The 23,250-nt window shown below is 66.7% G+C and carries 21 protein-coding genes, 1 pseudogene and 1 riboswitch; of the genes and pseudogenes, 11 read left to right on the top strand and 11 right to left on the bottom strand.

Features of this window, described 5'->3' with window-relative positions; genetic code table 11:
- The first annotated feature begins 99 nt into the window (after window positions 1-99).
- From ACVWWN_RS34455 to yhjD, 3 genes are read left to right on the top strand one after another with little or no spacing between them, the layout of a single operon-like run.
- The gene (locus ACVWWN_RS34455) at window positions 100-1,458 is read left to right on the top strand and encodes an NAD(P)/FAD-dependent oxidoreductase (RefSeq protein WP_457147851.1); all 1,359 of its coding nucleotides are present in this window, start codon (window positions 100-102) and stop codon (window positions 1,456-1,458) included.
- Window positions 1,459-1,516: 58 nt separating this feature from the next.
- Complete coding sequence (gene trpS, locus ACVWWN_RS34450; protein ID WP_457147850.1) at window positions 1,517-2,542, top strand: tryptophan--tRNA ligase; 1,026 nt, start codon at window positions 1,517-1,519, stop codon at window positions 2,540-2,542.
- Window positions 2,543-2,557: 15 nt separating this feature from the next.
- On the top strand, window positions 2,558-3,583 hold the full coding sequence (yhjD, locus tag ACVWWN_RS34445) for an inner membrane protein YhjD (RefSeq protein WP_457147849.1): 1,026 nt from the start codon (window positions 2,558-2,560) through the stop codon (window positions 3,581-3,583).
- Between the two features lie 14 nt (window positions 3,584-3,597).
- On the opposite strand, the gene ACVWWN_RS34440 is transcribed toward yhjD, so the two are convergent.
- The 4 genes from ACVWWN_RS34440 to ACVWWN_RS34425 form a co-directional block, all read right to left on the bottom strand.
- The gene (locus ACVWWN_RS34440; protein WP_457147848.1) at window positions 3,598-3,912 is read right to left on the bottom strand and encodes a DMT family transporter; all 315 of its coding nucleotides are present in this window, start codon (window positions 3,910-3,912) and stop codon (window positions 3,598-3,600) included.
- 12 nt (window positions 3,913-3,924) lie between these two features.
- A riboswitch (guanidine-III (ykkC-III) riboswitch) is annotated at window positions 3,925-3,990 on the bottom strand.
- A gap of 33 nt (window positions 3,991-4,023) precedes the next feature.
- Entirely contained in the window at window positions 4,024-5,259 is a 1,236-nt protein-coding gene (locus ACVWWN_RS34435) for a D-alanyl-D-alanine carboxypeptidase family protein (protein ID WP_457147847.1), read from the bottom strand.
- A gap of 135 nt (window positions 5,260-5,394) precedes the next feature.
- Window positions 5,395-6,306 (bottom strand): NAD(P)-dependent oxidoreductase, encoded by a 912-nt coding sequence (locus tag ACVWWN_RS34430; RefSeq protein WP_457147846.1) that lies wholly within the window; start codon window positions 6,304-6,306, stop codon window positions 5,395-5,397.
- Window positions 6,307-6,344: 38 nt separating this feature from the next.
- Window positions 6,345-7,862, bottom strand: coding sequence for a four-carbon acid sugar kinase family protein (locus ACVWWN_RS34425; protein WP_457147845.1), 1,518 nt, complete (start codon window positions 7,860-7,862; stop codon window positions 6,345-6,347).
- Window positions 7,863-7,957: 95 nt separating this feature from the next.
- Here ACVWWN_RS34425 and ACVWWN_RS34420 point away from each other — a divergent pair, with 95 nt between their 5' ends.
- The 7 genes from ACVWWN_RS34420 to rhmD all read left to right on the top strand — a co-directional run bounded on the left by ACVWWN_RS34420 (window position 7,958) and on the right by rhmD (window position 15,457).
- Entirely contained in the window at window positions 7,958-8,725 is a 768-nt protein-coding gene (locus ACVWWN_RS34420) for a GntR family transcriptional regulator (protein ID WP_457147844.1), read from the top strand.
- Between the two features lie 273 nt (window positions 8,726-8,998).
- Window positions 8,999-9,994 (top strand): 3-hydroxyacyl-CoA dehydrogenase family protein, encoded by a 996-nt coding sequence (locus ACVWWN_RS34415; protein WP_457147843.1) that lies wholly within the window; start codon window positions 8,999-9,001, stop codon window positions 9,992-9,994.
- Window positions 9,991-10,929: a sugar phosphate isomerase/epimerase family protein gene (locus ACVWWN_RS34410; protein WP_457147842.1), complete on the top strand. Its 939-nt coding sequence runs from the start codon at window positions 9,991-9,993 to the stop codon at window positions 10,927-10,929. The genes ACVWWN_RS34415 and ACVWWN_RS34410 overlap by 4 nt, the downstream gene beginning before the upstream one ends.
- Window positions 10,930-10,957: 28 nt before the next feature.
- Entirely contained in the window at window positions 10,958-11,752 is a 795-nt protein-coding gene (locus ACVWWN_RS34405) for an SDR family NAD(P)-dependent oxidoreductase (protein ID WP_457147841.1), read from the top strand.
- Between the two features lie 54 nt (window positions 11,753-11,806).
- Entirely contained in the window at window positions 11,807-13,174 is a 1,368-nt protein-coding gene (locus ACVWWN_RS34400; protein WP_457147840.1) for an MFS transporter, read from the top strand.
- A gap of 43 nt (window positions 13,175-13,217) precedes the next feature.
- The gene (locus tag ACVWWN_RS34395; protein WP_457147839.1) at window positions 13,218-14,279 is read left to right on the top strand and encodes a zinc-dependent alcohol dehydrogenase; all 1,062 of its coding nucleotides are present in this window, start codon (window positions 13,218-13,220) and stop codon (window positions 14,277-14,279) included.
- Window positions 14,276-15,457, top strand: coding sequence for an L-rhamnonate dehydratase (gene rhmD / locus ACVWWN_RS34390; protein ID WP_457147838.1), 1,182 nt, complete (start codon window positions 14,276-14,278; stop codon window positions 15,455-15,457). The genes ACVWWN_RS34395 and rhmD overlap by 4 nt, the downstream gene beginning before the upstream one ends.
- A 4-nt stretch (window positions 15,458-15,461) precedes the next feature.
- Here the strand turns inward: rhmD and ACVWWN_RS34385 are convergent, their stop codons facing one another.
- Window positions 15,462-16,226 (bottom strand): inositol monophosphatase family protein, encoded by a 765-nt coding sequence (locus ACVWWN_RS34385; protein ID WP_457147837.1) that lies wholly within the window; start codon window positions 16,224-16,226, stop codon window positions 15,462-15,464.
- A gap of 50 nt (window positions 16,227-16,276) precedes the next feature.
- Between ACVWWN_RS34385 and ACVWWN_RS34380 the strand changes: the two genes are divergently transcribed.
- On the top strand, window positions 16,277-17,122 hold the full coding sequence (locus tag ACVWWN_RS34380; protein ID WP_457147836.1) for a fumarylacetoacetate hydrolase family protein: 846 nt from the start codon (window positions 16,277-16,279) through the stop codon (window positions 17,120-17,122).
- A 15-nt stretch (window positions 17,123-17,137) separates the two neighbouring features.
- Here ACVWWN_RS34380 and ACVWWN_RS34375 read toward each other — a convergent pair whose 3' ends face one another.
- The 6 genes and pseudogenes from ACVWWN_RS34375 to ACVWWN_RS34350 all read right to left on the bottom strand — a co-directional run bounded on the left by ACVWWN_RS34375 (window position 17,138) and on the right by ACVWWN_RS34350 (window position 23,234).
- On the bottom strand, window positions 17,138-18,004 hold the full coding sequence (locus tag ACVWWN_RS34375) for a phosphogluconate dehydrogenase C-terminal domain-containing protein (protein ID WP_457147835.1): 867 nt from the start codon (window positions 18,002-18,004) through the stop codon (window positions 17,138-17,140).
- On the bottom strand, window positions 18,001-18,798 hold the full coding sequence (locus ACVWWN_RS34370) for a sugar phosphate isomerase/epimerase family protein (RefSeq protein ID WP_457147834.1): 798 nt from the start codon (window positions 18,796-18,798) through the stop codon (window positions 18,001-18,003). Before ACVWWN_RS34370 ends, ACVWWN_RS34375 begins: the two co-directional genes overlap by 4 nt.
- Window positions 18,795-19,601 carry a triose-phosphate isomerase family protein gene (locus ACVWWN_RS34365; RefSeq protein WP_457147833.1) on the bottom strand — a complete coding sequence of 269 codons (807 nt, stop codon included), beginning with the start codon at window positions 19,599-19,601 and terminating at the stop codon, window positions 18,795-18,797. Before ACVWWN_RS34365 ends, ACVWWN_RS34370 begins: the two co-directional genes overlap by 4 nt.
- Window position 19,602: 1 nt before the next feature.
- Window positions 19,603-20,074: pseudogene (locus ACVWWN_RS34360) on the bottom strand (ribose-5-phosphate isomerase).
- Between the two features lie 35 nt (window positions 20,075-20,109).
- Entirely contained in the window at window positions 20,110-21,852 is a 1,743-nt protein-coding gene (locus tag ACVWWN_RS34355; protein WP_457147832.1) for a dihydroxyacetone kinase family protein, read from the bottom strand.
- A complete protein-coding gene (locus tag ACVWWN_RS34350; protein ID WP_457147831.1) occupies window positions 21,849-23,234 on the bottom strand; it encodes an MFS transporter in 1,386 nt (461 codons plus the stop codon). The genes ACVWWN_RS34355 and ACVWWN_RS34350 overlap by 4 nt, the downstream gene beginning before the upstream one ends.
- Window positions 23,235-23,250 lie beyond the last annotated feature (16 nt).

Here is a 23,250-nt window from a genome sequence, read left to right as displayed (position 1 = left end):
TCACCCGAAACCCGCGTGGAGTGTGGATCAACCCGACCCTCGGCGCGCGCGTCACGGCTAAGGTCTGTCCGTCTGCGAGTCTCGGGAGGAGTGCAGCCAATGAGTGTCCCCAGCGTCGCCCCCCGGCGTCATAGCGTGGTGATCATCGGGTCCGGATTCGGTGGACTGTTCGCCGCGAAACACCTCAAACGTGCGGACGTCGACGTCACGGTCATCGCGAAGACGACGCATCATCTGTTCCAGCCGCTGCTCTATCAGGTCGCGACGGGCATTCTTTCGGTCGGCGAAATCGCCCCGGCAACGCGAATGATCCTGCGCAAGCAGAAGAATGCCAAGGTGTTGCTGGGCGATGTCGTCGGGATTGACCTGAAGGACAAGATCGTCACATCGAAGTTGATGGACTGGCAGCGGGTGACGCCGTTCGACAGTCTCATCGTCGCCGCCGGTGCTCAGCAGTCCTACTTCGGGAACGACCATTTCGAGGCGTTCGCGCCCGGGATGAAGACCGTCGACGACGCCCTCGAGTTGCGGGGCCGCATCCTCGGCGCCTTCGAGGCTGCCGAGGTGACGGAGTCGCAAGCCGAACGTCAGCGCCGACTGACCTTTGTCGTGGTGGGCGCAGGCCCGACGGGCGTGGAGGTCGTCGGGCAGATCGCCGAGCTTGCCAACCGCACTCTGGAGGGTGCGTTCCGCACGATCGACCCGAGCGGAGCCCGGGTGATCCTGCTCGAGGCCGCGCCCGCGGTGTTGCCGCCGATGGGACCCAAGCTGGGGCTCAAGGCCCAGCATCGGCTGGAGAAAATGGGCGTCGAGGTCATGCTCAACACCATGGTGACCGACGTCGACTACATGGGGCTCACGGTCAAGGAGAAGGACGGCACTGAACGTCGCATCGAGGCCGCATGCAAGGTGTGGTCCGCCGGTGTACAAGCCAGCCCGCTCGGCCGCCAGATCGCCGAGCAGTCCGACGGTACGCAATGTGATCGCGCGGGTCGCGTGATCGTCGAGCCAGACCTGAGTGTCAAGGGCCATCCCAACGTCTTCGTCATCGGCGACATGATGAGCGTGCCCGGCGTGCCTGGCCAGGCCCAAGGCGCGATCCAGGGCGCTACCTACGCCACCAAGCAGATCAAGGCCGGCCTCAAGGGCGAGGACCCGACGACGCGCAAGCCGTTCAAGTACTTGGACAAAGGCAGTATGGCGACCATCTCGCGGTTCAACGGGGTGTGCCAGGTGGGCAAGCTCGAGTTCGGCGGTTTGCTGGCCTGGCTGGCGTGGCTGGGCTTGCACCTCTTCTACCTTGTCGGCGGCCGCAACCGCCTTGTCGCCGTCATTTCGTGGTTCGTCACCTTCCTCGGACGGGGGCGCGGTCAGATGGCGATCACGGAGCGCTGGGTGTTCGCGCGCAAGGCGATGGATCAACGCGACGAGCAGCAGACCCCGAAGGCCATCGGCTGACGCGGCCCGTACGACTGGTCGGATCCGTCAGGTGGCGGCGTGAAAAGATTGACTGATCATGAGTACTCCCAGCCGATCAAGCCGTGTTGTTTTCTCCGGGGTGCAGCCGACGTCGGACTCGCTGCACTTGGGCAACGCATTGGGCGCGATCAAGCAGTGGGTGGGCCTGCAGGACGAGTTCGACGCCTACTTCTGCGTCGTGGACCTGCATGCCATCACCGTCCCGCAGGACCCTGAGCAGCTCCGCCGGCGCACGCTGGTCACCGCCGCGCAGTATCTCGCGCTCGGCATCGACCCGGCTCGCTGCACCATCTTCGTGCAGAGCCAGGTGCCCGCGCACGCCGAATTGACCTGGGTGCTGGGCTGTTTCACCGGCTTCGGGCAGGCCTCGCGGATGACGCAGTTCAAGGACAAGTCGCTGAAGCAGGGCACCGACTCGACGACCGTGGGGCTGTTCACCTACCCGGTGCTGATGGCCGCCGACGTGCTGCTCTACGACACCGATCTGGTGCCGGTCGGGGAGGACCAGCGCCAGCATCTGGAGTTGGCCCGCGACCTCGCGCAGCGCTTCAATGCGCGCTTTCCGGAGACGTTCGTGGTGCCCGACGTGCTGATCCAGAAGGCCACCGCCAAGATCTACGACCTGCAGGATCCGACGGCGAAGATGAGCAAGTCGGCGGCGACGGAAGCCGGGCTGATCAGCCTGCTCGACGACCCGAAGACCTCGGCCAAGAAAATTCGCTCGGCCGTCACCGACAGCGAACGCGAGGTGCGCTTCGATCCGGAGACCAAGCCGGGCGTGTCGAATCTGCTCACGATCCAGTCGGCGGTGACCGGCACCGACGTCGACAAGCTCGTCGAGGGTTACGCCGGCCGCGGCTACGGCGATCTGAAGTCCGAGACCGCCGAGGCGGTGGTCGAATTCGTGGGGCCGATCAAGGCTCGTGTCGACGAGTTCCTCGCCGAACCGGCCGAGCTCGAGGCCGTGCTCGCCGCGGGCGCCGAACGCGCCAGGGACGTGTCTGCGAAGACGCTGAAGCGGGTATACGACCGGTTAGGGTTTCTGCAGCAACGCACCTGTTGACATGGGGAGGCTGGTATGACAGAGCCGGCCGAACCGGGCTTCCTCGACCGACTGCGGGCGCGTTGGTCGTGGTTCGACCATGCGATGCGGGCTCAGGAACGCTACCAGGACAGCAAGGGCGACTTCTACGCCGCGGGCGTCACGTATTTCACTGTCTTCGCGCTTTTCCCGTTGCTGATGATCGGCTTCGCCGCGGCCGGGTTCGTGCTGGCCCGCAATCCCGATCTGCTCGCGGATATTGCGGCGCAGATCAAATCGAAGGTGTCCGGCGACTTCGGTGAGCAGCTGGTGAAGCTGATGGAGTCGGCGATCGAGTCGCGGACCTCCGTCGGCATCATCGGACTGGCCACCGCCGCCTGGGCGGGTCTGGGCTGGATGGCCAACCTGCGTGAGGCGTTGAGCCAGATGTGGGGTCTGCTACGTCAGGAGCCGCTGGGCTTCCTCCGGACCAAGCTGTCGGATCTGGTGGCAATGATCGGTCTGTTGCTCGCCATCACCGTGACCATCGCGCTGACCGCGCTCGGCAGCTCAGACCTGATGAGAAACGTGCTGGAATGGCTTGGACTGCAAGATGTCCCGGGTGTCGGCGTGCTCCTGCGGGTGGTCTCCCTTCTGGTGTCGGTGTTGATCTCCTGGCTGCTGTTCACCTGGGCCATCGCCCGACTGCCGCGCGAATCGGTCAGCTTCCGCAGTTCCGTGCGCGCCGGATTGATTGCGGCCGTTGGCTTCGAGGTCTTCAAGCAAATCGGGTCGATCTATCTGCAGTCAGTGGTGCACGGCCCGGCGGGCGCGACGTTCGGGCCCGTCCTCGGCCTGATGGTGTTCGCGTACATCACCGCCCGGCTCATCCTGTTCGCGACGGCGTGGGCCGCCACCTCGGCGGAGAACCTCGCCGCCGCGCCGGTCGAGCCGCCCGGTACGGCCCTCATCACTCCTCGGGTTCAGGTGGACGAGGGCCTGAGCACCCGGCAGACGCTGGCCGCGACGGCGGTGGGAGCCCTGGGCGCCCTGGGGATTTCACGCTTGGCGCGGCGCCGCTGAGGCCGCGACGATGGTCAGCTGATGAGCTTCAGTCCCACAATGCAGCCGACAATGCCGGTCATCAGTACGACTTTGATCACTGACGCCGTCTCCTGACCCGTCAGCATCGCGTAGCCGATCGTCAGCACCGCGCCGATACCGACCCACACCGCATAGCTGGTTCCTGGTGGCAGGCTGCGCATCGCGATCGCGAGCCCGGCCATCGAGATTATCAGTGCCACACCGAATATCAGCGATGGAATCAGTCGGCTGAAGCCATCAGAGCGGCTCAGCGCCGTGGCCCACACGGCCTCGAGAACACCTGACGCGACAAGAATCAGCCATGCCATCACGCACCTCCGAACGCGCCGTCTTTTCGCTGGCCGGGTACGGGGCTCCTCGTCCGGGTGTCGGTGACCTGACCACTCGACTGTATCGCCGGCCGTCTCGGCGGCAAAATGTCAGTGCTGCGGCCGCCGGTTCACTGAACGCGCAGCCATGATCAGCCCGAACACGATGACGGCTCCGACGACACCCACTCCGACGCGCACCGGCATCGCGTCGACGTCGGGCAGCCCGGGAGCGGCGACACTGGCGTCGGGGCTGTGCGCCGCGTCCGGCTTGGCGGCCACCAGTGAGGGGTCGGGTTCGATCAGCGCCCCGACCTTGGTGCCTGGTGCCGTCGCGAAGCCGTAGTCGAGGAGGTGGGCCGCCTGCTCCCACGGCGCGATCGGCTGACGGGTGCCGTGCAGCAGCACGGCGACCAGGCGGCGGCCGTCGTGGTTGGCGGCGCCGACGAACGTCTGGCCGGCGTCGTCGGTATAGCCGGTCTTCCCGCCGAGCGCGCCGGGGTAGTTGTACAGCAGCTGGTTGTCGTTCTCCACGGGGTAACCGACGTCGCCGCGGCCCGGGAAATCGAAGCTCTGGGTGGCGACGATGTCGGCGAAAGTCGGGTTCTGCCAGGCATATCGGTAGAACAGCCCGAGGTCGTAGGCCGACGTGCTCATGCCGGGTCCGTCGAGGCCGGACGGTGTCGCGGCCCGGGTGTCGCGGCCGCCGAGCTTGCGGGCGAGATCGTTGATCTTCTGCACGGCGGTGTCCATCCCGCCGAGTTGCGCGGCGAGCGCGTGTGCGGCGTCGTTGCCGGAGTGCATGAGCAGGCCGTGCAGCAGGTCGTTGATCGAGTAATGGCCGTCCGGGCCGACGCCGACCTTGGTGCCTTCGGCGTTGGCGTCATCCTGGGTGCCCGCGATGACCTTGTGGATCGGAAGCTCGCGGATGGCCTGCATGGCGATCAGCACCTTGATGATGCTGGCCGGCCGATGCCTGCCGTGCGGGTCGCGCGCCGCGATGATGTCTCCGGTGTCGACGTCGGCCACCAGCCACGCCTCGGCGGAGATGTCGTCGGGGACCGGTGGGGTGCCGGGTGCCGTGACGATGCCGCAGCCGGAAAGGGCATCACCGCCAAGTGGCTTGGCGGGCACGGGCAGCGGTTGCGGCGGATCGCCGGCCTGGGGTACCTCGGAGGAATCGACCGCCGGGGGGGTCGACACGCGATACGGGCATGCGTTCACGTCGGGCGCGGCGTTCGGTTCGGCGGCGGCCACCGGCACGCCGACGAGTGCGGGCGCAGCAAGTATTGCGAGTGCGGCTACCTGGCATAAGGCACGCCGGCGGAGCATCCGTGAAGTCGCCATCGTGTGCGCAGATTAGGCGACCCCGGACCAGATTTTGCGGAGGCTCGCTGTGACTCATGTGATTGGAGTTTCAAATGTGACTCGAGCGGGTAGGAAGTTCCGCCCCGAACGACCACCGGCGGGTGGGTCCGACGCTCAGGTGGTCGCGTCCTTGTCGGTGCCCGGCGACAGCACGGTGACGACGCTGGAGTCGTCGTGGGCCCCCAGCCCCGCCGCCTCGGCAATCAAGTAGAGCTGTAGCGCGGCCGCGGCGAGCGGCAGGGGCACGTGGGATGCGCGGCCGACGGCCGTCACGATCCCCATGTCCTTGACGAAGATGTCGATTCTCGACTTGACCTCGGCGCCGCCGGTGTAGGCCTGCAGCATCCTGGGGCCGCGGTCAGCGAACATGAACGAGCTGGCGGCGCCCTGGGACAGTGCGTCGACGACCAGTGCTGGATCCAGACCGAGTCCGCGAGCCAGGGCGACGGCTTCTGCCGCCGCCGCAATGTGAACGCCCGCGAGCAGTTGGTTGATGGTCTTGAGCGCCTGGCCGTCGCCGGGCCGCGATCCCACGATGGTCAGGGTGGACGATAGATGATCCAGCACGGGGCGAACGATCTCCAGGGCGGTGTCCGCCGCCCCGACGACGATGAGTAGATCACCGTTGCCCGCCCGTACCGGGCCGCCGCTGATCGGCGCGTCGACGAGTGGATAGCCCTGGGCGGCAAGCCTTTCGGCCAGTTCGCGTGCTGCGTCCGGCCCCACTGTGCTGGTCAAGACCACCGGCGATCCCGGCGTCAGGGTGGCGAGCACCCCGTCCGGACCGAACAACGCCGCTTCCGCCTGGGCCTGGTCGCGCACCGCGAGCAGCGCGATATCCGCCTCGCGGCAAGCCGCGGCCGGTGTCGTTGCGACCTGCAGGCCGGCTTGCTCGGCCTGTTCGCGGCGCGGCGCGTACGGCTCGAAGCCGGTGACCCCGAAGGTGGTGAGGAGGTGGGTGGCCATCGGTAGGCCCATTGCGCCAAGGCCGATCACGGCGATCTGTGCTGTGTTGTGTCGGGTCATCCGGCCGCGCTTCTTTCTGCTGGTTTTACTCGTTGTCCTCAGGTGGCTGTGCGTCGGCTCCGCAGCGTGCTGATGACCGCAGCCAGGGCATGGTCGTCACCGACGTTGCCCGCGAACACGATGTACGGAATTCCTTGCGCGGGGCCGGCGACCGGCTCCCACAACGACACAATCCCCGGCAGCATATTGCCTCGGCACCAGGCCCGCCGGATCCCCAGACCCTCGGTCGCGGTGTCCGACGATGTGATTCCGCCCTTGGCGACCACGAACGACGGGCGGACCTGATCGACGACCTCGCGGACCGTGCCGACCAGCGCCGCGCTGACGGTGCGGGCGATCACCAGGCTGTCGGTCGCGTCCGAACCGGTGACCAGGGTGCGGCTGGTCCGAATGACGACATCGCCGTCGGAAGGATTGTCCCGCAACAAGTTCGACGCTTGGGCGGCGATCTCGGTGACATGCTGATCGCGGGTGCGCGGCTCCAGCAGAGTGGGTACGTCGAGTTCCAGTTCCAGAATCTGGCCGACGGCACGCAGGTGGTCGAGTTGGCGGGTGGTCAGGCCGACGTGCGAGCCGACCACGATGAGCCCGTGCCGCACCGAGGGCCTGCCGTCGGTGCGGCGGTCCGAGTTGGCCTGGGTCACGATCTCGGCCAGTCGGGTGGCGTCGATGGCCGGGGTGGGGCGCTGACCGGTACGGGCCCGGACGAAGGACGGTCCGCTGCGATAGACGAATGTCTTGCCGTCTGCCTCGGCGCGGATCAATGCGAGCACCACCACCTGGAAGTCGGCGTCATCGGCGGCGTCGACCACCACCGGCCGGCCCTCGGTCAGCCCATTGAAGATCGCCTGGACGCGCTCCGGGCCGCCCTCGCGGATGTCGGTGAGGGTGACCGTCGCGACCTCCGAACGGGAGATCCGGCCGCCGGTTTTCTCTTCCACCCAGTCGCGCAAGTCGGAATTGAAGTATCCGAAGCTGGCATCCTTGGCGAACTCGCTGTGCGCGACCGGGATCATCCCGTCGTCGGTGCGCATCCAGTGCACGGAATCCACCGTCACGCGACCAGGTTCGAAATAGGCCGGACAGATGACGACTCCGTCTACCGTGGTTCCGCGCTTCGCCAGTTCGGCGGACACCACATCGGTCTCGAGCGGAAAGTATCCGCGCATCGTGGAGTCGCTGCGGCTCAGAATCGCAAACGGCACCTCGCCCTCCAGGCGAGCCGCTTCGGCGAGAGCCGCCACCACCTGCGAGTTGCGCTCGGCGGCATCGGCTTCGGACAGACTGCGAGTGTTGGTGAGCACGAAGAAGCCCGTTGTGGGCTGTTGCAGCGCCCACCGCAGATCCTCCACCGTCCACCGGGTCAGCACCGGCAGGTCGGCGATGGTCTGGGTGCCGGTGGGGTCATCGTCGAGCACCACGACACGACGGCCGGCGCGGATCTCGTCCACGTTGGTGCCGACGTCACGCACCGGAGGTCGATCTGCCAGCAGTGTCTGCAGTGGTACTGCGCCCCGGAAGGGCGGCTCAGGGCTTCGAGGGCGCTGGGCGGTCATAGTGAACCTTTCGAGGCCGGGCTGGCAAAGACAGAAAATGACCAACGACGCGGCTGTTCCCAGAAAATTTCCTGCACCATATAGGATCGCCGAGTATGACGACAACCCCGGTGTCGGGGGAACACTCCACCAAATTCGGCCGCAGTCCGAGCACGTCCCGAGCGGCAGCGCCGGGCGGCGTGGCCGTGCAGCGCCGGGTGCTTCGAGACGGCGTCTATGACGCCATCCTCGAAATGCTGTTGGAAGGCCAGGTTTTGCCCGGGGAATCCTTGAGCATCGAAGGCCTGGCGCGCGCGCTTGATGTTTCACCCACACCGGTCCGCGAAGCGCTCGGTGCGCTCGAGCACACGGGTCTGGTCACTCGTGCGGCACTCAGGGGGTACCGCGTTTCACCTCCGCTCAGCCCGGCGCTGATCGCTGAACTGATCGATGCCCGTGCCCTCATCGAAGTCGCGGCCATCCGGGGGGCGATGCCGGCTACTCCCGAGATGCTGGACGAACTCGAGATCGTCACCAACCAGCATCGCAGCGCCGCGGTCCGGGTGCGCAAGATGGCCGAGCGCGATGCGAGCCGACTCGACTGGACGACGATGCGCCAGTACTACAACGTCGACTGGGATTTCCACCTCGTCTTCCTCCGCAACTGCCATAACGGTTATCTGCTGGAGATGGCGGAGGGTCTGGCTCCGCATGTACACCGGCTCCGCCAGTCCATGAACCACGGAACGATCGATGTCGAGCAGGCCGTGACCGAACACGCCACCATCCTCGACGCCGTGCGGCGCGGTGATCCCGACTTCGCCGCTGCCGCGATGGCCGATCACATTTCGGCCGTCCGTGGGCGCGCGTTGGCCGACGGCTGACTTCGGCAACCCAGCGGCACCGGCATCCCTCCGACCGACCGTCTGACAGCCCTTGACGTGTGGCATAGATCCTATAGGATCTTCGATCACACCGGTGATGACAGTCACGGCGAGCAAGAGAATGTGTTTTGGATCACTAGCGGTGCGGGTACTGCCCAGTGGGCGCCTGCAGGGCCCGCGGAGCTGTCTCCCGAGATCTATCCGCGGACGTCGGGCCCTTGCGAGCAGGTGCCCCACGGTGCGCCGCGCGCAACCAAGGAGGTCGTGCTCAGCATGACGGATCGAGTCCAACGAATCGCCATCGTCGGCGCCGGCTACATGGGCGGCGGCATCGCCCAGGTATTCGCGATGGCCGGCTTCGATGTGGTCATCGTCGACGCGGACCCTGCCCTGACCCGTCGCCACCTCGATCGGCTCTATGCCGAAGCCGAGGACTTCGAGACCCAGGGGCTCTTCGACGCCGGCTCGGCCGAGCTGATCCGGGCCAACCTGCGCGCGGCCGAGACCCTGCCCGACGCAGTCGCCGAGGCGGACCTGATCGAGGAAGCCGTCCTGGAGCAGCCCGAGGTCAAATGCGCGGTGCTCAAGAACATCGAGGCCGCCGCCCGGCCGGAGGCGATCATCGGCAGCAACACCTCGACGATCCCGATCGGTGACCTGACGGCCGGCCTGACCCACGCCGAGCGCTTCCTCGGCATTCACTTCTCCAATCCCGCTCCGTTCATCCCCGGTGTCGAGCTGATCGCGCACGCCGGCACCGACGAGGCCGTCGTGCAGGCCGCCGAGGCCGCGGTCGCGCGGACCGGCAAGCTCAGCGCCCGGGTCAACGACAAGGCCGGATTCGTGCTGAACCGGCTGCAGTACGTGCTGCTGAAGGAGGCCATCAACCTCGTCGAGGAAGGGGTGGCCACGGCGGAAGACATCGACATCGTGGTGCGCACCACCTTCGGCTACCGGCTGCCGTTCTTCGGCCCGTTCGCGATCGCCGACATGGCCGGCCTCGACGTCTACCGCGCCTGCTTCCGCACCTTCGAGGAGTACTACGGCGAGCGGCTGGCCGCGCCCGCCATGCTCACCGAGTTGGTCGACGCCGGCCGCTACGGGGTCAAGCAGGGAGGCGGGTTCGTGATCCCGGCCGGCGACCAGGCCGAGCTCATCGCCTACCGCAACATCGCCTACGCCAAACTCGGCCAGCTGTTGCGCGAGCTCGGGCCCGTCCCCGCGCAGGGGCGACCCGCACCGAAGACGACAGGAGCGAAAAGCCAATGAGCACAATCGAATACACCGCCGACAATTGGCCGATCGCGGCCGCCATGCTGCCGTTCGGCAGTGTTGACTCGCACGGCGGGCATATCCACGACGCCGAACCACAGGAATGGGCCAAGCATCTGAACCTGGTCGCGCGGTCAGGGTTCACCGAGGTCGACCCCACTGACACCTGGGTCAGGGTGGCCGATCTCAGCCCGGAGCGGCTGGCCGACTTCCAGAGCGTGCTCAAGGACGCCGGCCTGACCATCCCGGCGATCTCCACCTCGCGCCGCAGCGTGATGGACCCCGAGCGCGGCGAGGAGTACCTCGCCTACAGTCACCGGCTGCTCGACGCCGCTGCCGAACTCGGCGTCCCGATGGTGAGTTTCGGTTTCTTTCAAGCGTTCACACCCGCCCAGGAGAAGGCGCTGTGGTTCTGGCTCGAAGACGGTTGGCACGACGACGAGAGCCCGGAGGCGCGCGGCCGCGCGGCCTCGTTGATGCGCGAGCTCGCCGAACATGCGCAGAGCAACGGTCAGCAGATCACTCTCGAGATGTACGAGGACACCTACGTCGGCACCGCCGACGGCGCGATCCGGTTCCTCGAAGAGGTCGGGCACGAGGCCTGTGGCCTGAACCCCGACATCGGCAACTTCGTCCGGTTGCACCGACCGCTGGAGCCGGTGGACGAAATGCTCGACAAACTGCTGCCGCACACCAACTACTGGCACGTGAAGAACTATCTGCGAGACGAAGACCCGCAGACCGGTCAGGTGATGACCTTTCCGGTGCCGATGGACTTCGGCTTGATCAACTACCGTTCCGCGATCACCAAGGCTGTCGGGGTCGGCTTCCGCGGCGCCTTTCTCTGCGAGCACTACGGCAGCGACGCCATCACGGTGATCGCCAAGAACCGGGCGTACATCCGCGACGTCCTCGCCACGGTCATCGACTGACCGACCGGATCGACAAGGAGCGCAACCAATGACGTCTGACGCATCCACCACCGCACCACCTCGGCTGCCCGAGCGGCGTACGGCCGTCATCACCGGCGCCGGCGGGCCCGCGGGTATCGGCCGGGTCACCGCCAGGATCCTGGCCGAGAACGGCTGGCACGTCGCGCTGGCCGACATCAACGCCGAGGGACTCGCCGCGGTGGAAGCCGAGCTGCGCGACGCCGGCCATGACGGGGTCGTCGCAGTTGCGACCAACATCGCCTCCGAGGACTCGGTGAACGAGCTCTTCGCGCGGGTCGACGCCGAGCTGCCGCCGGTGGCCGGCCTGGTCAACCTGGCCGGAATCGCCTCGCAGGCCACCTTGCACGAGTGTGAGGTCAAAGAGTTCGAGCGGGTCATGGCGGTGAACGTCACCGGTTCCTACCTGATGCTCAGGGCCGCCGCGGCGCGAATGATCCCGCAGGGCGTCGGACGGATCATCAACACCTCCTCCATCACGGCGTTCGACGGCGGTGGAACCTTCTCCAAGGGTGTCTACGCCACTGCGAAAGCCGCCGTGATCGGCATGGCCCACGGCGGTGCCCGGGAGCTCGGGCAGTACGGCATCACCGTGAATGTGTTGGCCCCCGGTCCGATTGACACCGAAATCATGGGCGGTCGCCTCACCGATGAACGCAAGGCATCGATGTCGGCCGGCATCCCGCTGGGCCGCGTGGGCCAGCCGGACGAGATCGCAGCCACGGTCGCCTTCCTGCTCTCCGACGGAGCCGGCTACATCAGCGGAGCGACCATCCAGGTCGACGGCGGCAAGTACATGCACTGAGGGACAAGCAGCCCGCCCTCATCACGATCCGGCCATACCAACCAAGGAGACGAAATGTCGGACACCACCGCGACGGCCGCGCAGCGCCGCCATGACCTGAGCGAGCTGGCGACGAAGAAAGTATTCCGCCGGCTGCTTCCCTTCCTGCTGCTGATGTACATCATCGCGTTCCTGGACCGCAGCAATGTGTCGTTCGCGCAGAAGGAATTCGAGGTCGACTTCGGCATCAGTGCCGGCGCCTACGCATTCGGGGCCGGCCTGTTCTTCGTGGGCTACGCCATCTTCGAGGTGCCGAGCAACCTGCTGCTGCACAAGGTCGGGGCGCGCTGGTGGCTGGCCCGAATCATGGTGACATGGGGCATCGTTGCCGTGGCGTTCATGTTCGTGCAGGGACCGACGAGCTTCTACATCCTGCGGTTCCTGCTGGGCGTCGCCGAGGCGGGTTTCTTTCCCGGCGTCATCCTCTACCTGACCTACTGGATTCCCGCGCGGCACCTCAGCCGGGCGCGTGGCTACTTCTACATGGGCATCGCGATCGCAGGCATTCTGGGTAACCCGCTGTCCGGCGGTCTGCTCGAACTCAACGGATTCCTGGGACTTCGCGGCATCCAGTGGATGTTCATGATCGAGGGTCTGATCGCCGTCATCGTGGGCGTGTGGGCGTACTTCTACCTGACCGACAAGCCCAAGGACGCCAAGTGGCTGCCGGAGGACGAGCGCCAGGCATTGGCCGAAACCATTGCGGCGGAAGACTTCGCGAAGTCGGAGGGACATGGGCCGAAGAAGGTGCTCCGGGCACTCGGGAACTGGCGGGTATGGTACTTCGCGCTGATCTACTTCTGCATTCAGATCGCGGTGTACGGGGTGACATTCTTCCTGCCGACCCAGGTGACGGCCATCACCGGCCAGAAGCTCGGCTTCCAGGCGTCGCTCGTCACCGCCATTCCGTGGGTCTTCGGGCTGGCCGCGGTGGCATTCTTCCCGGGTCTGGCGGACCGGACCCGCAAGCACCGGCCGATCGGCACGACGTTGCTGCTGGTCACTGCGTTGGGAATTTTCATATCCGGCGCACTGAGCGGCACACCGGTGTTGGCGATCGCCGGACTTTCCATCGCGGCAATGGGATTCGTGTCCATGCAGCCGATCTTCTGGACGCTGCCCACCGAGTACATGACCGGGTTCGCCGCGGCCGCCGGCATCGGCCTGATCAACTCGCTGGGCAACCTGGGCGGGTTCATCGCGCCGAACCTACGCAATTACTTCGACGAGACCATGGGCGGTAACGCGGGTCTGTACTCCTTGGCGGTGGGCGCCATCATCGGTGCGATCCTGTTCGCCTCGACTGCGTTGTTCAAGAAGGCGAACCAGATCGAGGCCGGCCGGCTGGATGAGGTCGACGCGGCGGTTCCGGTGCAGCGTTGACCCCGATCACTGGCAGCATGCAGACCCCGAGCAAGGAGGTCAGATGAAAGCTTTGGTGCTGCGTGGCGACTACGACATCGCGGTGGAGGAGCGGCCCGACCCGCAGCCCGGCGACGGCGAGGTGGTGGTCGAGGTCATCGCAACCGGCATCTGCGGCTCGGATTTCCACGGCTACTCCGGTGAGAACGGGCGCCGCCATCCGGGCCAGGTGATGGGCCACGAAACCGTCGGCCGGATCGGCGAAATCGGCTCCGGGGTCACCGAGTTCGCGCCGGGCCAGCTCGTCACCATCAACCCGGTGATGGCCTGCGGAGCCTGCGCAGCGTGTCGTGATGGTCAGCAGCAGTGGTGCAGCCGCCGCAAAGTGCTCGGCGTGGCCCCCGAGATTCCGGCGGCGTTCGCCGACCGGGTGGCCGCCCCGGCGAGAAATATCGTGGTGCTGCCGGAGCGGATGCCGGCCGAACTCGGCGCGCTGGTCGAGCCGCTGGCCGTGGGCTACCACGCCGTCCGTCGCGGCGGCCCCACCGCCGATGACCGCGTCCTGGTGATCGGTGGTGGCCCGATCGGGCAGGCGTGTCTGCTGGCTGCGCGGCGCCTGGGGGTGGCGATCGTGGCCGTTTCCGATGTCAGCGCGTCGCGGCGGGACCTGTGTGTCAAGCTCGGCGCACACGCGATCGACCCCACTTCCGGAGATCTGGCCGAGGCGGTCGCCGCCCGACTCGGCGGGCCGGCCACTTTGGTGATCGACGCCGTCGGGGTGAACCAGACCATCGCCGACGCCTTCACCGCGTCGGGACTGGGCAGCCGAATAGTCCTGGTGGGCATGGGTTCGCCGCGCTTGGATCTGGCGGCGTACGCGGTCAGCACCGAGGAGCGGACCCTGATCGGGGCGTTCACCTACACTGCCGATGACTTCGCCGAGACCGCCGCCTGGGTCGGCACCCAACCCGATGGCATCGAAGCGCTGATCGACGGCCGTGTCGGCTGGGAGCAGGCGCCGCAGAGTTTTGACGACCTCGCACGGGGACGCACTACGGCGAGCAAGATCCTGGTGTTCCCGCAGGGTCCGCCCTCGCCGGAATCCGCAGGAGGCGAATCGCGTTGAGCACGCCGCGGATCCGGCACGTTCGCGCCTATACGGTCGGTGCCGGTGGGGGTGCCGATTACCACGACCAACAGGGTTATCACTGGATCGACGACCACATCGCGACACCGATGTCGCGCTATCCCGGTTACGCCGACAGCCGCCGCACCTTCGGCATCAACGTGCTGGGCACGTTGGTCGTACAGGTCGAGGCCGATGACGGCACCGTCGGCTTCGGCGTCACCACCGCAGGTGAGCCCGGCGCGTGGATCGTGGAACGCCATCTGGCGCGCTTCCTGGAAGGCGCCCAGATCAGCGATGTCGAGAAGATCTGGGACCAGATGTACCGATCCACCCTGTTCTACGGGCGAAAAGGACTGGTGCTCAACGTCATCAGCGTAATTGATCTCGCCCTCTACGATCTGCTGGGGCGGTTGCGCCAGGAGCCCGTCTACCATTTGCTGGGCGGTGCGGTCCGCGACGAGCTCACCTTCTATGCCACTGGTGCGCGGCCCGACCTGGCCCAGCAGATGGGTTTCGTCGGCGGGAAGATGCCGCTGCACCATGCGCCGCACGAGGGAGAGTCGGGTTTCCGCGCCAACATCGCCGAACTCGCGGCGATGCGGGAAAAGGTCGGCGACGACTTCTGGCTGATGTGGGACTGCTGGATGTCACTCGACCTCGATTACGCCACCCGTCTGGCCATCGCCGCCCATGAGCACGGGTTGAAGTGGTTGGAGGAAGCGCTGATCCCGGACGACTACTGGGGCTATCGCGACCTGAGGCGCGCGGTGCCGCGCGGGATGCTGGTCACCACCGGTGAACACGAGTCGACCCGGCACGGGTTCCGGATGCTGCTCGAGATGGGCTGCGCGGACATCCTGCAGCCCGACGTCGGATGGTGTGGCGGTATCACCGAATTGATCAAGATCTCGGCGCTTGCCGATGCGTATGGGGCGCTGGTCGTGCCGCACGGGTCGAGCGTGTACTCCTACCATTTCGTCATCACCCGGACCAACAGCCCGTTCGCGGAGTTCCTGATGATGGCGCCCGAAGCCGACGAGGTGGTGCCGATGTTCCAGCCGCTGTTGGTCAATGAGCCGGTTCCGGTAAACGGGCGGATGACCTTGCCGGACACGCCTGGTTTCGGGGTGGAACTGAACCCCGATGTTGCGCTGGAGCGCCCGTTTGCGCGCTGAGAACTCAACCGTCTCGCTCCGCCGCGGCCGCCAGATCGGAAGCCAGGCCGACGAGCTCGACCTGGATGCCGGGCACCGCCGCCATCGCTCCGGCGGACTCCAGGGTCAGCGGAGCGCCCGCGTAGTCGGTGCACACGGCTCCCGCCGCGCGGGCGATCGCATGCCCGGCGACGACGTCGTAGGGGTTGTTGTGGGCCAGCACCATGCCTTGGATCTGGCCGCCGGCCAGCCAGGTCCAGAGCACCGACGCCGCGCCGACACACCGGAACCGCAGCGCCCGCCGATGCGCGTTCGCCGTGAGGTCGAGGTACGCGTCGAGCCGGGCGCCGCCGCGGTGGAATGCGTCGCCCATCCCGATGATCGCCTCCTGGAACGAGCCGACGTCGGCCACCGCACCCGAGTCGATCCGGACGTCGAGGAACGGCAGATCGATCACGCCCAAGGTCGGCACTCCGTGGTCGAGCAGACCGAGCATCACACCGCACAGCGGCGAGCCGGTCGCATAGTTGACGGTCCCGTCGAGCGGATCGGCAACCCAGACCTTGTCCGAATCGAGGGCGGCGCCGCCGCCCTCTTCGCCGTAAAAGCCGATCCCGGGAGTCGATTCCGCCAACGAGCGCTGCATCGCCGACTCGCTGGCCAGATCGACTTCGGTGAGGAAGTCCTTGGCCGCCTTGGTGATTCGCTGGTGTGGTCGGGAACGCCCCTCGCGCAGGATCGCCACCGCTTCATCCACCGCGGCATGCGCCGCCACCAGCTCGGGCCTCATCCAGGCATCATAGTTCGGCACCTTTCCCAACCCTTCGACGAGGAGCATCCATGCGCTTCGGCAACCTGTCCGGACGTTTGACCCTGTTCACCGACGGCGGTGCCGTCGACGTGGCGCACGCCTCGGGTGACCGGTTCAGCTCTGATCCTCAGGCGATCTACGACGTCTGGGATGACTTCATGAGCTGGGCGGCGGCGCCGGGTCAGCTCGACGCCGGCTCGTTCGACCCGACCGACCTCGGAGCACCGACACCCGCCCCGGCGCAGGTGTTCGCGATCGGGTTGAACAACCGTGCCCACGCGGCCGAGTCGAAGCTCGACGTTTCAGACACCTTCCCTCCGGTGTTCACCAAGTTCCGCACCGCACTCTCGGGTCCGGTCACCACTGTGGCGCTCCCGCCGGGCGGCCACGTGGACTGGGAGATCGAGCTCGTCGCGGTGATCGGCCGGCGGGCCGAGAAGGTGTCCGCGGCGCAGGCCTGGTCCCATGTGGCCGGGCTGACCGCCGGCCAGGACCTGTCCGAGCGAATCACCCAACTCGCCGGGACGGCACCACAATTCAGCCTGGGGAAGTCATTCCCTGGCTTTGCGCCGATCGGCCCGTGGGTTGTGACGGTCGACGAATTCGATGATCCCGACGACATCGAGCTGAAATGCTCGGTCGGGGACGAGACGCTGCAGCATGGCCGAACCAGTGACTATCTCTTCGGCGTACCGGCGCTGATCGAGGGCCTGTCGCGAGTGACAGCGTTACTGCCCGGCGACATCATCTTCTGCGGTACGCCGCCGGGTGTCGGCCTCGGTCGTGACCCGCAGCGGTTCCTGCAACCCGGCGAGGAACTGATCAGCCAGGTAGCGGGAATCGGCGAGTTGCGTCAGAGATTCGTCGCGAGCTGACCGGGTCCGACGCAATTACGCCGGAGTGCGCTCGATCGCGTCGAGGTGCAGCATCCGCGCCAGCACCTTGTCCAGTTCGCTGTCGTCGAAAATCTTCTTCCAGTCGTCTTTGATGAGGGTCTCGCGGCCGTAGTCCATTGCGATGAGGCAGGCGTCGGAGAACGGGTTCGAGCCGCGCAGAGTGTTCGCCAACGCCACCTGGACGTGACCGAGCAGCATTGCGCGTGCCGCCGGTTCCGGCACTCCGACGGTGTGGACGGTTTCCTCCAGAGCTTCCTTGAGCAGCGCGCCGATCATGCAGGCGACGGTCTCGACCAGGGTCGGTTCCAGCACCGCGAGTTGTTTGACGGTCACCCAGTGCACATCGACGACCGGGCTGTAGGCGTATCGCACCACGTCCTCGGTCAATTGCTGTGCCTCGGGTGCGCCGTTCTCAAAAGCCGCGACGACGTCCTGCGGTGCGGCGATCCCGCCGAACGTGTCGGCGTACTCCTCTTTCGTGGAACGCTCCAGGAAGACCGAGGGGTGGCACGGGTGCGCGACGGCGTAGGCGATGTCGTCGCGCCGGTAGAGCAGGTTGGCGTAGGCAGCGGCCGGATCGAGGGTGAGCAGGACCGCTCGCGGCTTCATGGTGGGAACGATGTCGGCCGAGATCTTGCCCAGCAGAACGTCGGGAACGGCGAGGATCACCACGTCGCTCTGAGCGGCTGCTTCATGCGTGTCGGTCACCTCGCGACCGAGCCCACGAATGTGCTCCTGGCCCTTGGGTGAATTCTCGGCGTAGAGCACGCGGTAATCGCTGTCGGCCAGGTTGTTCGAAATCCGCTGGCCCATCTTGCCTCCGGCGCCCACGATGGCAACGGTCGCCTGCTTGTCGGTCATGATTTACTCCTCAAATAGTGGATACTGTGTTGTGTCCATTGGTCTTCCATCGCGCAGGTCGTCGCCGCATCTTGTCGCCAGGGCAGCCAGTGCTCCACGATCTGGTTGATGTCGCCGAATACCGGGTCGACGGTCTTCCGGATGCCGTCGTAGTCCAGCAATCCTTCGCCGAGCGGGCAGCCGACCAGGTTGAATCCGACCCAGCCCGCTTGCCGGGTGAAGGCGAAGTCTTTGACGTGCCAGTTCTTCACGTGCGGCGCGGCGGTGGTGACGACGTCGTCGGGCAACTCGAGAGCGGCAACGCAGTTGGCCGGATCCAAGCACACCCCGAGGGCCGGTGAGCCGACCGACTCGATGATGCGGACCAGTTGGGCCGATGGCACCTGCTCGTATGTTTCCAGCGCCAGGGTGACGCCCCGCTCCGCGTACTCCGGTGCCGCGCTGCGTAGCCACTCGATGGCGGCGGCCTCCGAGGGCCGCTCAGTGGCGGTGTTCAGCATCGACCGGACCAGCGTCACGTCCAGCAGGGTGGCCATTTCCAGGTAGCGGCGCAGATGCCCCGGGCTGATGCCGCGGGTGCCGAGCTCCAGTTGGATTTCGAGGTCCTCGGCGGTGTGCCGCAGTGCCTTGAGCCCGTCGATGGTGAGGTCGTCCAACGGGGCGAAGTCGCAGATCTGCAGCAGCGTGCACCCGGCGGTGGCGGTCGCTTCCAGGATGTCGTACAGGGTCATCGGATTCTCCACCCGAGCGGAACTGCGCCACAGAAAGGCGTAGGTGCTCAGTCCGATGGTCACGGTCGGCGTCCTTCAGGGCGAACGGCGGCGCAGGTCAGGTGTGCGTCGGCCTGTGTTTCGGCGAGAATCAGCTCGACCGCCGCGGGATCGTGGGCGAACCGGCCCAGGAACAGCCCGTCGACACCGGTCTTGAGCTCGGTGAACAAGCCCGGTCCGGCGCTGCCACCGTAGATCACCTGGCTGCCGGCGAACTGGGCCATCGAGTCGAGGTGGCCGCGCAGTGCGACCGACACCTCCGTGATGTGCTCGGGTGAGGCAGGTTCTGCGGCCCCGATGGCCCACTGCGGCTCGTAGGCCACTGCCAGCGGCCCGGTGGCCGCTTCATCGGCGGCTACTGCCAGCGCCGAATTCAGCTGTGCCAGGCATTCGTCCGCCGCCGCAGCGGGTGCACCGCGCCGGACCTCGCCGACGCAGACGATCGGGGTCAGCCGATTGCGGTAGGCGGCGGCGGTCTTGGCGGCAATGAGGGCGTCGTCCTCGCCGAAGAGCCGCCGACGCTCGGCGTGCCCGATTTCGACGTAGCCGCAGCCGAGCTCGGCCAGCTGGGCACCGCTGACCTCTCCGGTGAACGCACCCTGGTCGCTGCAGTAGAGGTTCTGTGCGCCGACCTCGACCGGAGTTTCGGCGAAGATGTTCAGTGCATCGACCAGGTAGGGGAATGACGGCAGGACAACCAATGTGACATGCCCGTCACGCGTCGCCGGGTGAGTGTCCGCGATATCGGCCACGGCATGGCACCACTGAGAGGTACGACGTCGGTCGAAATACATCTTGTGGCTGATGCCGATCAGAAGTGAAGACACGTCAGCACGTTCCCGTTTCTTCGTAATCGGTCAGCACCCGCACCTTGTCCGCTGACGCCGACGTGTCGTCGAACCGGTAGGTGACCCATTCCCGAGCAAGGCGGCGCGCGAGTTCCAGACCGATGACCCGCTGTCCGAAGGTGAGGACCTGGGCGTTGTTGGACAAGATGGAACGCTCTACCGAGAAGCTGTCGTGTGCGGTCACCGCCCGGATGCCGGGGACCTTGTTGGCCGAAATTGCCACTCCCAGACCGGTTCCGCAGACGAGCAGCGCCCGGTCGGCGTCCCCGGCGGCCACCAGTTCCGCGGCGCGGATCGCCACCTGCGGGTAGGCGGTGTGCTCATCGGAGCCGACGCCGACATCGACGACGGACTCCACCAACGGGTGGTCGGCGAGGTCGCTGTTTCAGCGCCTCCTTGTAGTCGAAGCCGGCGTCATCCGCGCCTACGACGATGCGCAGTTTGTCTTCCATGTCGTGTCCTTCTCTGTCAGTGGTTCGGTGGCTGGTCAGCAATCCGCCAGCGCACGGCTGGCAGCCTGAAATGCGAGCGCCATCGACACCGCTCCGGCATCCGGTGTGCCGAGGCTCTTCTCGGCGAGCGGGCGGGCGCGACCGATCTTGGGCAGCAGCTCGGCGGTCGCCTGTGCCGCTTTGTCGGCGACGTCGGCTGCCGCTGCGAATGCGGCACCGAGACCCTGACCCTCGGCCACTGCCGAGGACAGCGCGTCACCGGCCGGTGCCAGCACATCGACGAGGGTCTTGTCGCCGATCTCGGCCTTGCCGATCTGTTGGATGCTGTGCAATGCCGCGGTGATTCCTTCGCTGACGAGGCGGGCGTCGGGCGTGCCCTGATTGCCGATGGCCGAGCCGAGCGCTCGCAGGCCCAGGCCCCACAGCGCCCCGGATGTTCCGCCGGCGCGATCGGACCAGGCATCCGCGCCAACGGTGAGTACCGTGCCGGCCCCTGCACCGTCGGCCAGCGCAGCCTGGGCGGCCTCGACGGCGGCGCGTGCGCCTCGCTGCATGCCGATCCCGTGATCGCCGTCCCCGGCCACCGCGTCGATGTCACCCAGCCTTTCGACGTTCTCGTCGATGGTGTCGCGGATCGCGGTCAGCGCGTTGACGACGGCCTGCGCCGCGGCCCGGGATGCTTCGTCGGCGCCCTCCTCGGGCTGTGCCACCGGCACCTGACGCGAGGGTGCCGGCTGACCGCTATCGGCCGGTGAGGTCTGGACATTGGTCACGGCGCCCTTGCGGTAGGCCGGCGAGTACGCCGGTGCGCTCCAGTAGGTCTCGAGTTCGTCGTCGAGCCAGAACAGGGTCAGCGACATTCCGGCCATGTCATAGCTGGTGACGAATTCGCCCACCTCGGGGTCGACCGTGATGATGCCCGCTTCGTCCAGCAATTGGGCGATCCGGCGATAGACGACGTAGAGCTCTTCGTATTTGACGGTGCCCAGCCCGTTGAGGATGAGCCCGACGCGGGCGCCGCGTACGTCGGTGACATCGGCAGGCACGTCGCGCAGCAGATTTGTCACCAGTAGTTCGGCGAGGCCGTCGGCACTGGGAACGTCGGTCTCGCTGGTGCCCGGTTCGCCGTGGACGCCCATCCCGACCGACATCCGGCCGACCGGCACGGTGAACAGTGGCTTGTCGGCGCCGGGCAGCGTACATCCGGAGAACGCCACCCCCAGTGTGCGGGTGCGGTCGTTGGCGTGCGAGGCGACGCGGTACAGCTCGTCCAACGACAGGCCCGCGTCGGCGGCGGCTGCGGCCACCTTGAAGACCGCCAGGTCCCCGGCCACACCCCGCCGCTTGTCCGCCTCGTCAGCGGTGGCGCTGGAGATGTCATCGGTGACCGGGAGTGAGACCGTCGGAATTCCGTTGTCATTCAACATCTCCGCCGCTTGTCCGAAATGCAGCACGTCACCCGCGTAGTTGCCGAACGTCAGCAGCACCCCTGCGCCCCGTTCGGCGGCGCTTGCCACCGAGTACACCTGCCGCGCCGAGGGAGAGGCGAAGATATTGCCCAGGGCTGCGCCGTCGGCCATCCCGGGGCCGACAAGGCCGGCGAAGGCGGGGTAGTGCCCTGAGCCGCCGCCGACGACCACCGCCACCTTGCCATCGGGGGCCGGGCTGGTTCGGACGACCCCGCCGGGCACCCGGCGCACCAGGTTCGCGTGCGCGGCGACGAAGCCGTCGAGCATCTGGTCGGCGAACTCGGCCGGCTCGTTGAACAGCCGCGTCATCGGGCCGGTCCGCTCGTGGCGAGGGGGGCTCCACCGTCATCGGTAGTCGTTGCGGCATCGGAGGTTTCGTCGATCTGCCCGCTGCGGTCCAGCCACACCATCAGCACACCGGAGAGCACCATCAGTCCGCCGACCACGATCATCGGCAGGACGTAGGAACCGCTGAGGTCCTTGAGGAATCCGGTCACATAACCGGCGGCGAAGCCACCGATGTTGCCGAAGGTGTTGATCAGCGCGATGCCGACGGCCGCTGCGGTGCCGGTCAGGAACTTCGACGGCACGGTCCAGAAGTTGGGCAGCGCCGCGAAGATGGCGCATGCGGTCACGGTGATCACCGCGATGGTCGCCGCGGGGCCGGGCATGAACAGCGCCACCGGCACGCTCACCCCGCCGACGAAGGCGGGCACCGCGATGTGCCAGGTCTTCACGCCGCGCTTGCCGGCGTCGCGTGACCAGAGATAGAGCACGATGGCGGCGGGCACGTAGGGGATGGCGGTGATCAGACCCTTTTCGAACACATCGAACTTGGTGCCGAACTGCTCCTGGAAGCCCGCGATGATGGTGGGCAGGAAGAACGCCAGCGCATACAGGCCGTAGATGAAGCCGAAGTAGATGACGGCAAGCACCCAGACACGTCCGCTGCGCATCGCGGTCATCAGGCTGCCGCGGCTGGAGTGGCCGGTCTTGGTCTTGGCTTCGCCCTCGATCTCGCGGGTCAGCCACTCCTGTTCCTCGGAACTCAGCCACTTGGCCTGACGGGGGCTGTCGGCGAGGTAGAACCAGGTGGCGATGCCGATGAGGATCGCCGGGATCGACACGCACAGGAACATGAAGCGCCAGCCGGCCAGACCGAAGACGCCGTCGTGACCGATCAGCCATCCCGCCAGGGGAGCGCCGATCACAGTGGTCAGGGGCTGCGCCAGATAGAACAGGGCCAGGATCTTGCTGCGGTAGCGGGCAGGCACCCACAGGCTCAGGAACAGGATCGCGCCGGGGAAGAACCCCGCCTCGGCGATGCCGAGCAGCACCCGCAGCGAATACAGGCCGCCGATGCTGTCCACGAAGGTGAACAGCAGGGAGACGATGCCCCACGACACCATGATTCGAGCCAGCCACCGGCGGGCGCCGAATTTGTGCAGGGCGACATTGCTGGGGATCTCGAGCAGGATGTAGCCGACGAAGAACACGCCGGACGCAAAGCCGAACTGAGCGGCGGTCAACCCCAGGTCGTCATTCATGCCGTTGGGTCCGGCGAACGAGATGGCGGTGCGGTCCAGGTAGTTGATGAAGAACATCAGGGCGACGAACGGCACAAGGCGCATCGCGACCTTGCGTATCGCCGAACGCTCAACCGGCGGGGCCATGGTAGTGGACGTGGCCATGGTGTGGCTCCTCGGG

It is taken from the genome of Mycobacterium sp. URHB0021, from assembly GCF_054057895.1.
Note: the sequence above shows the minus strand (reverse complement) of the source record. Positions and strands in the feature narration are given on the sequence as shown.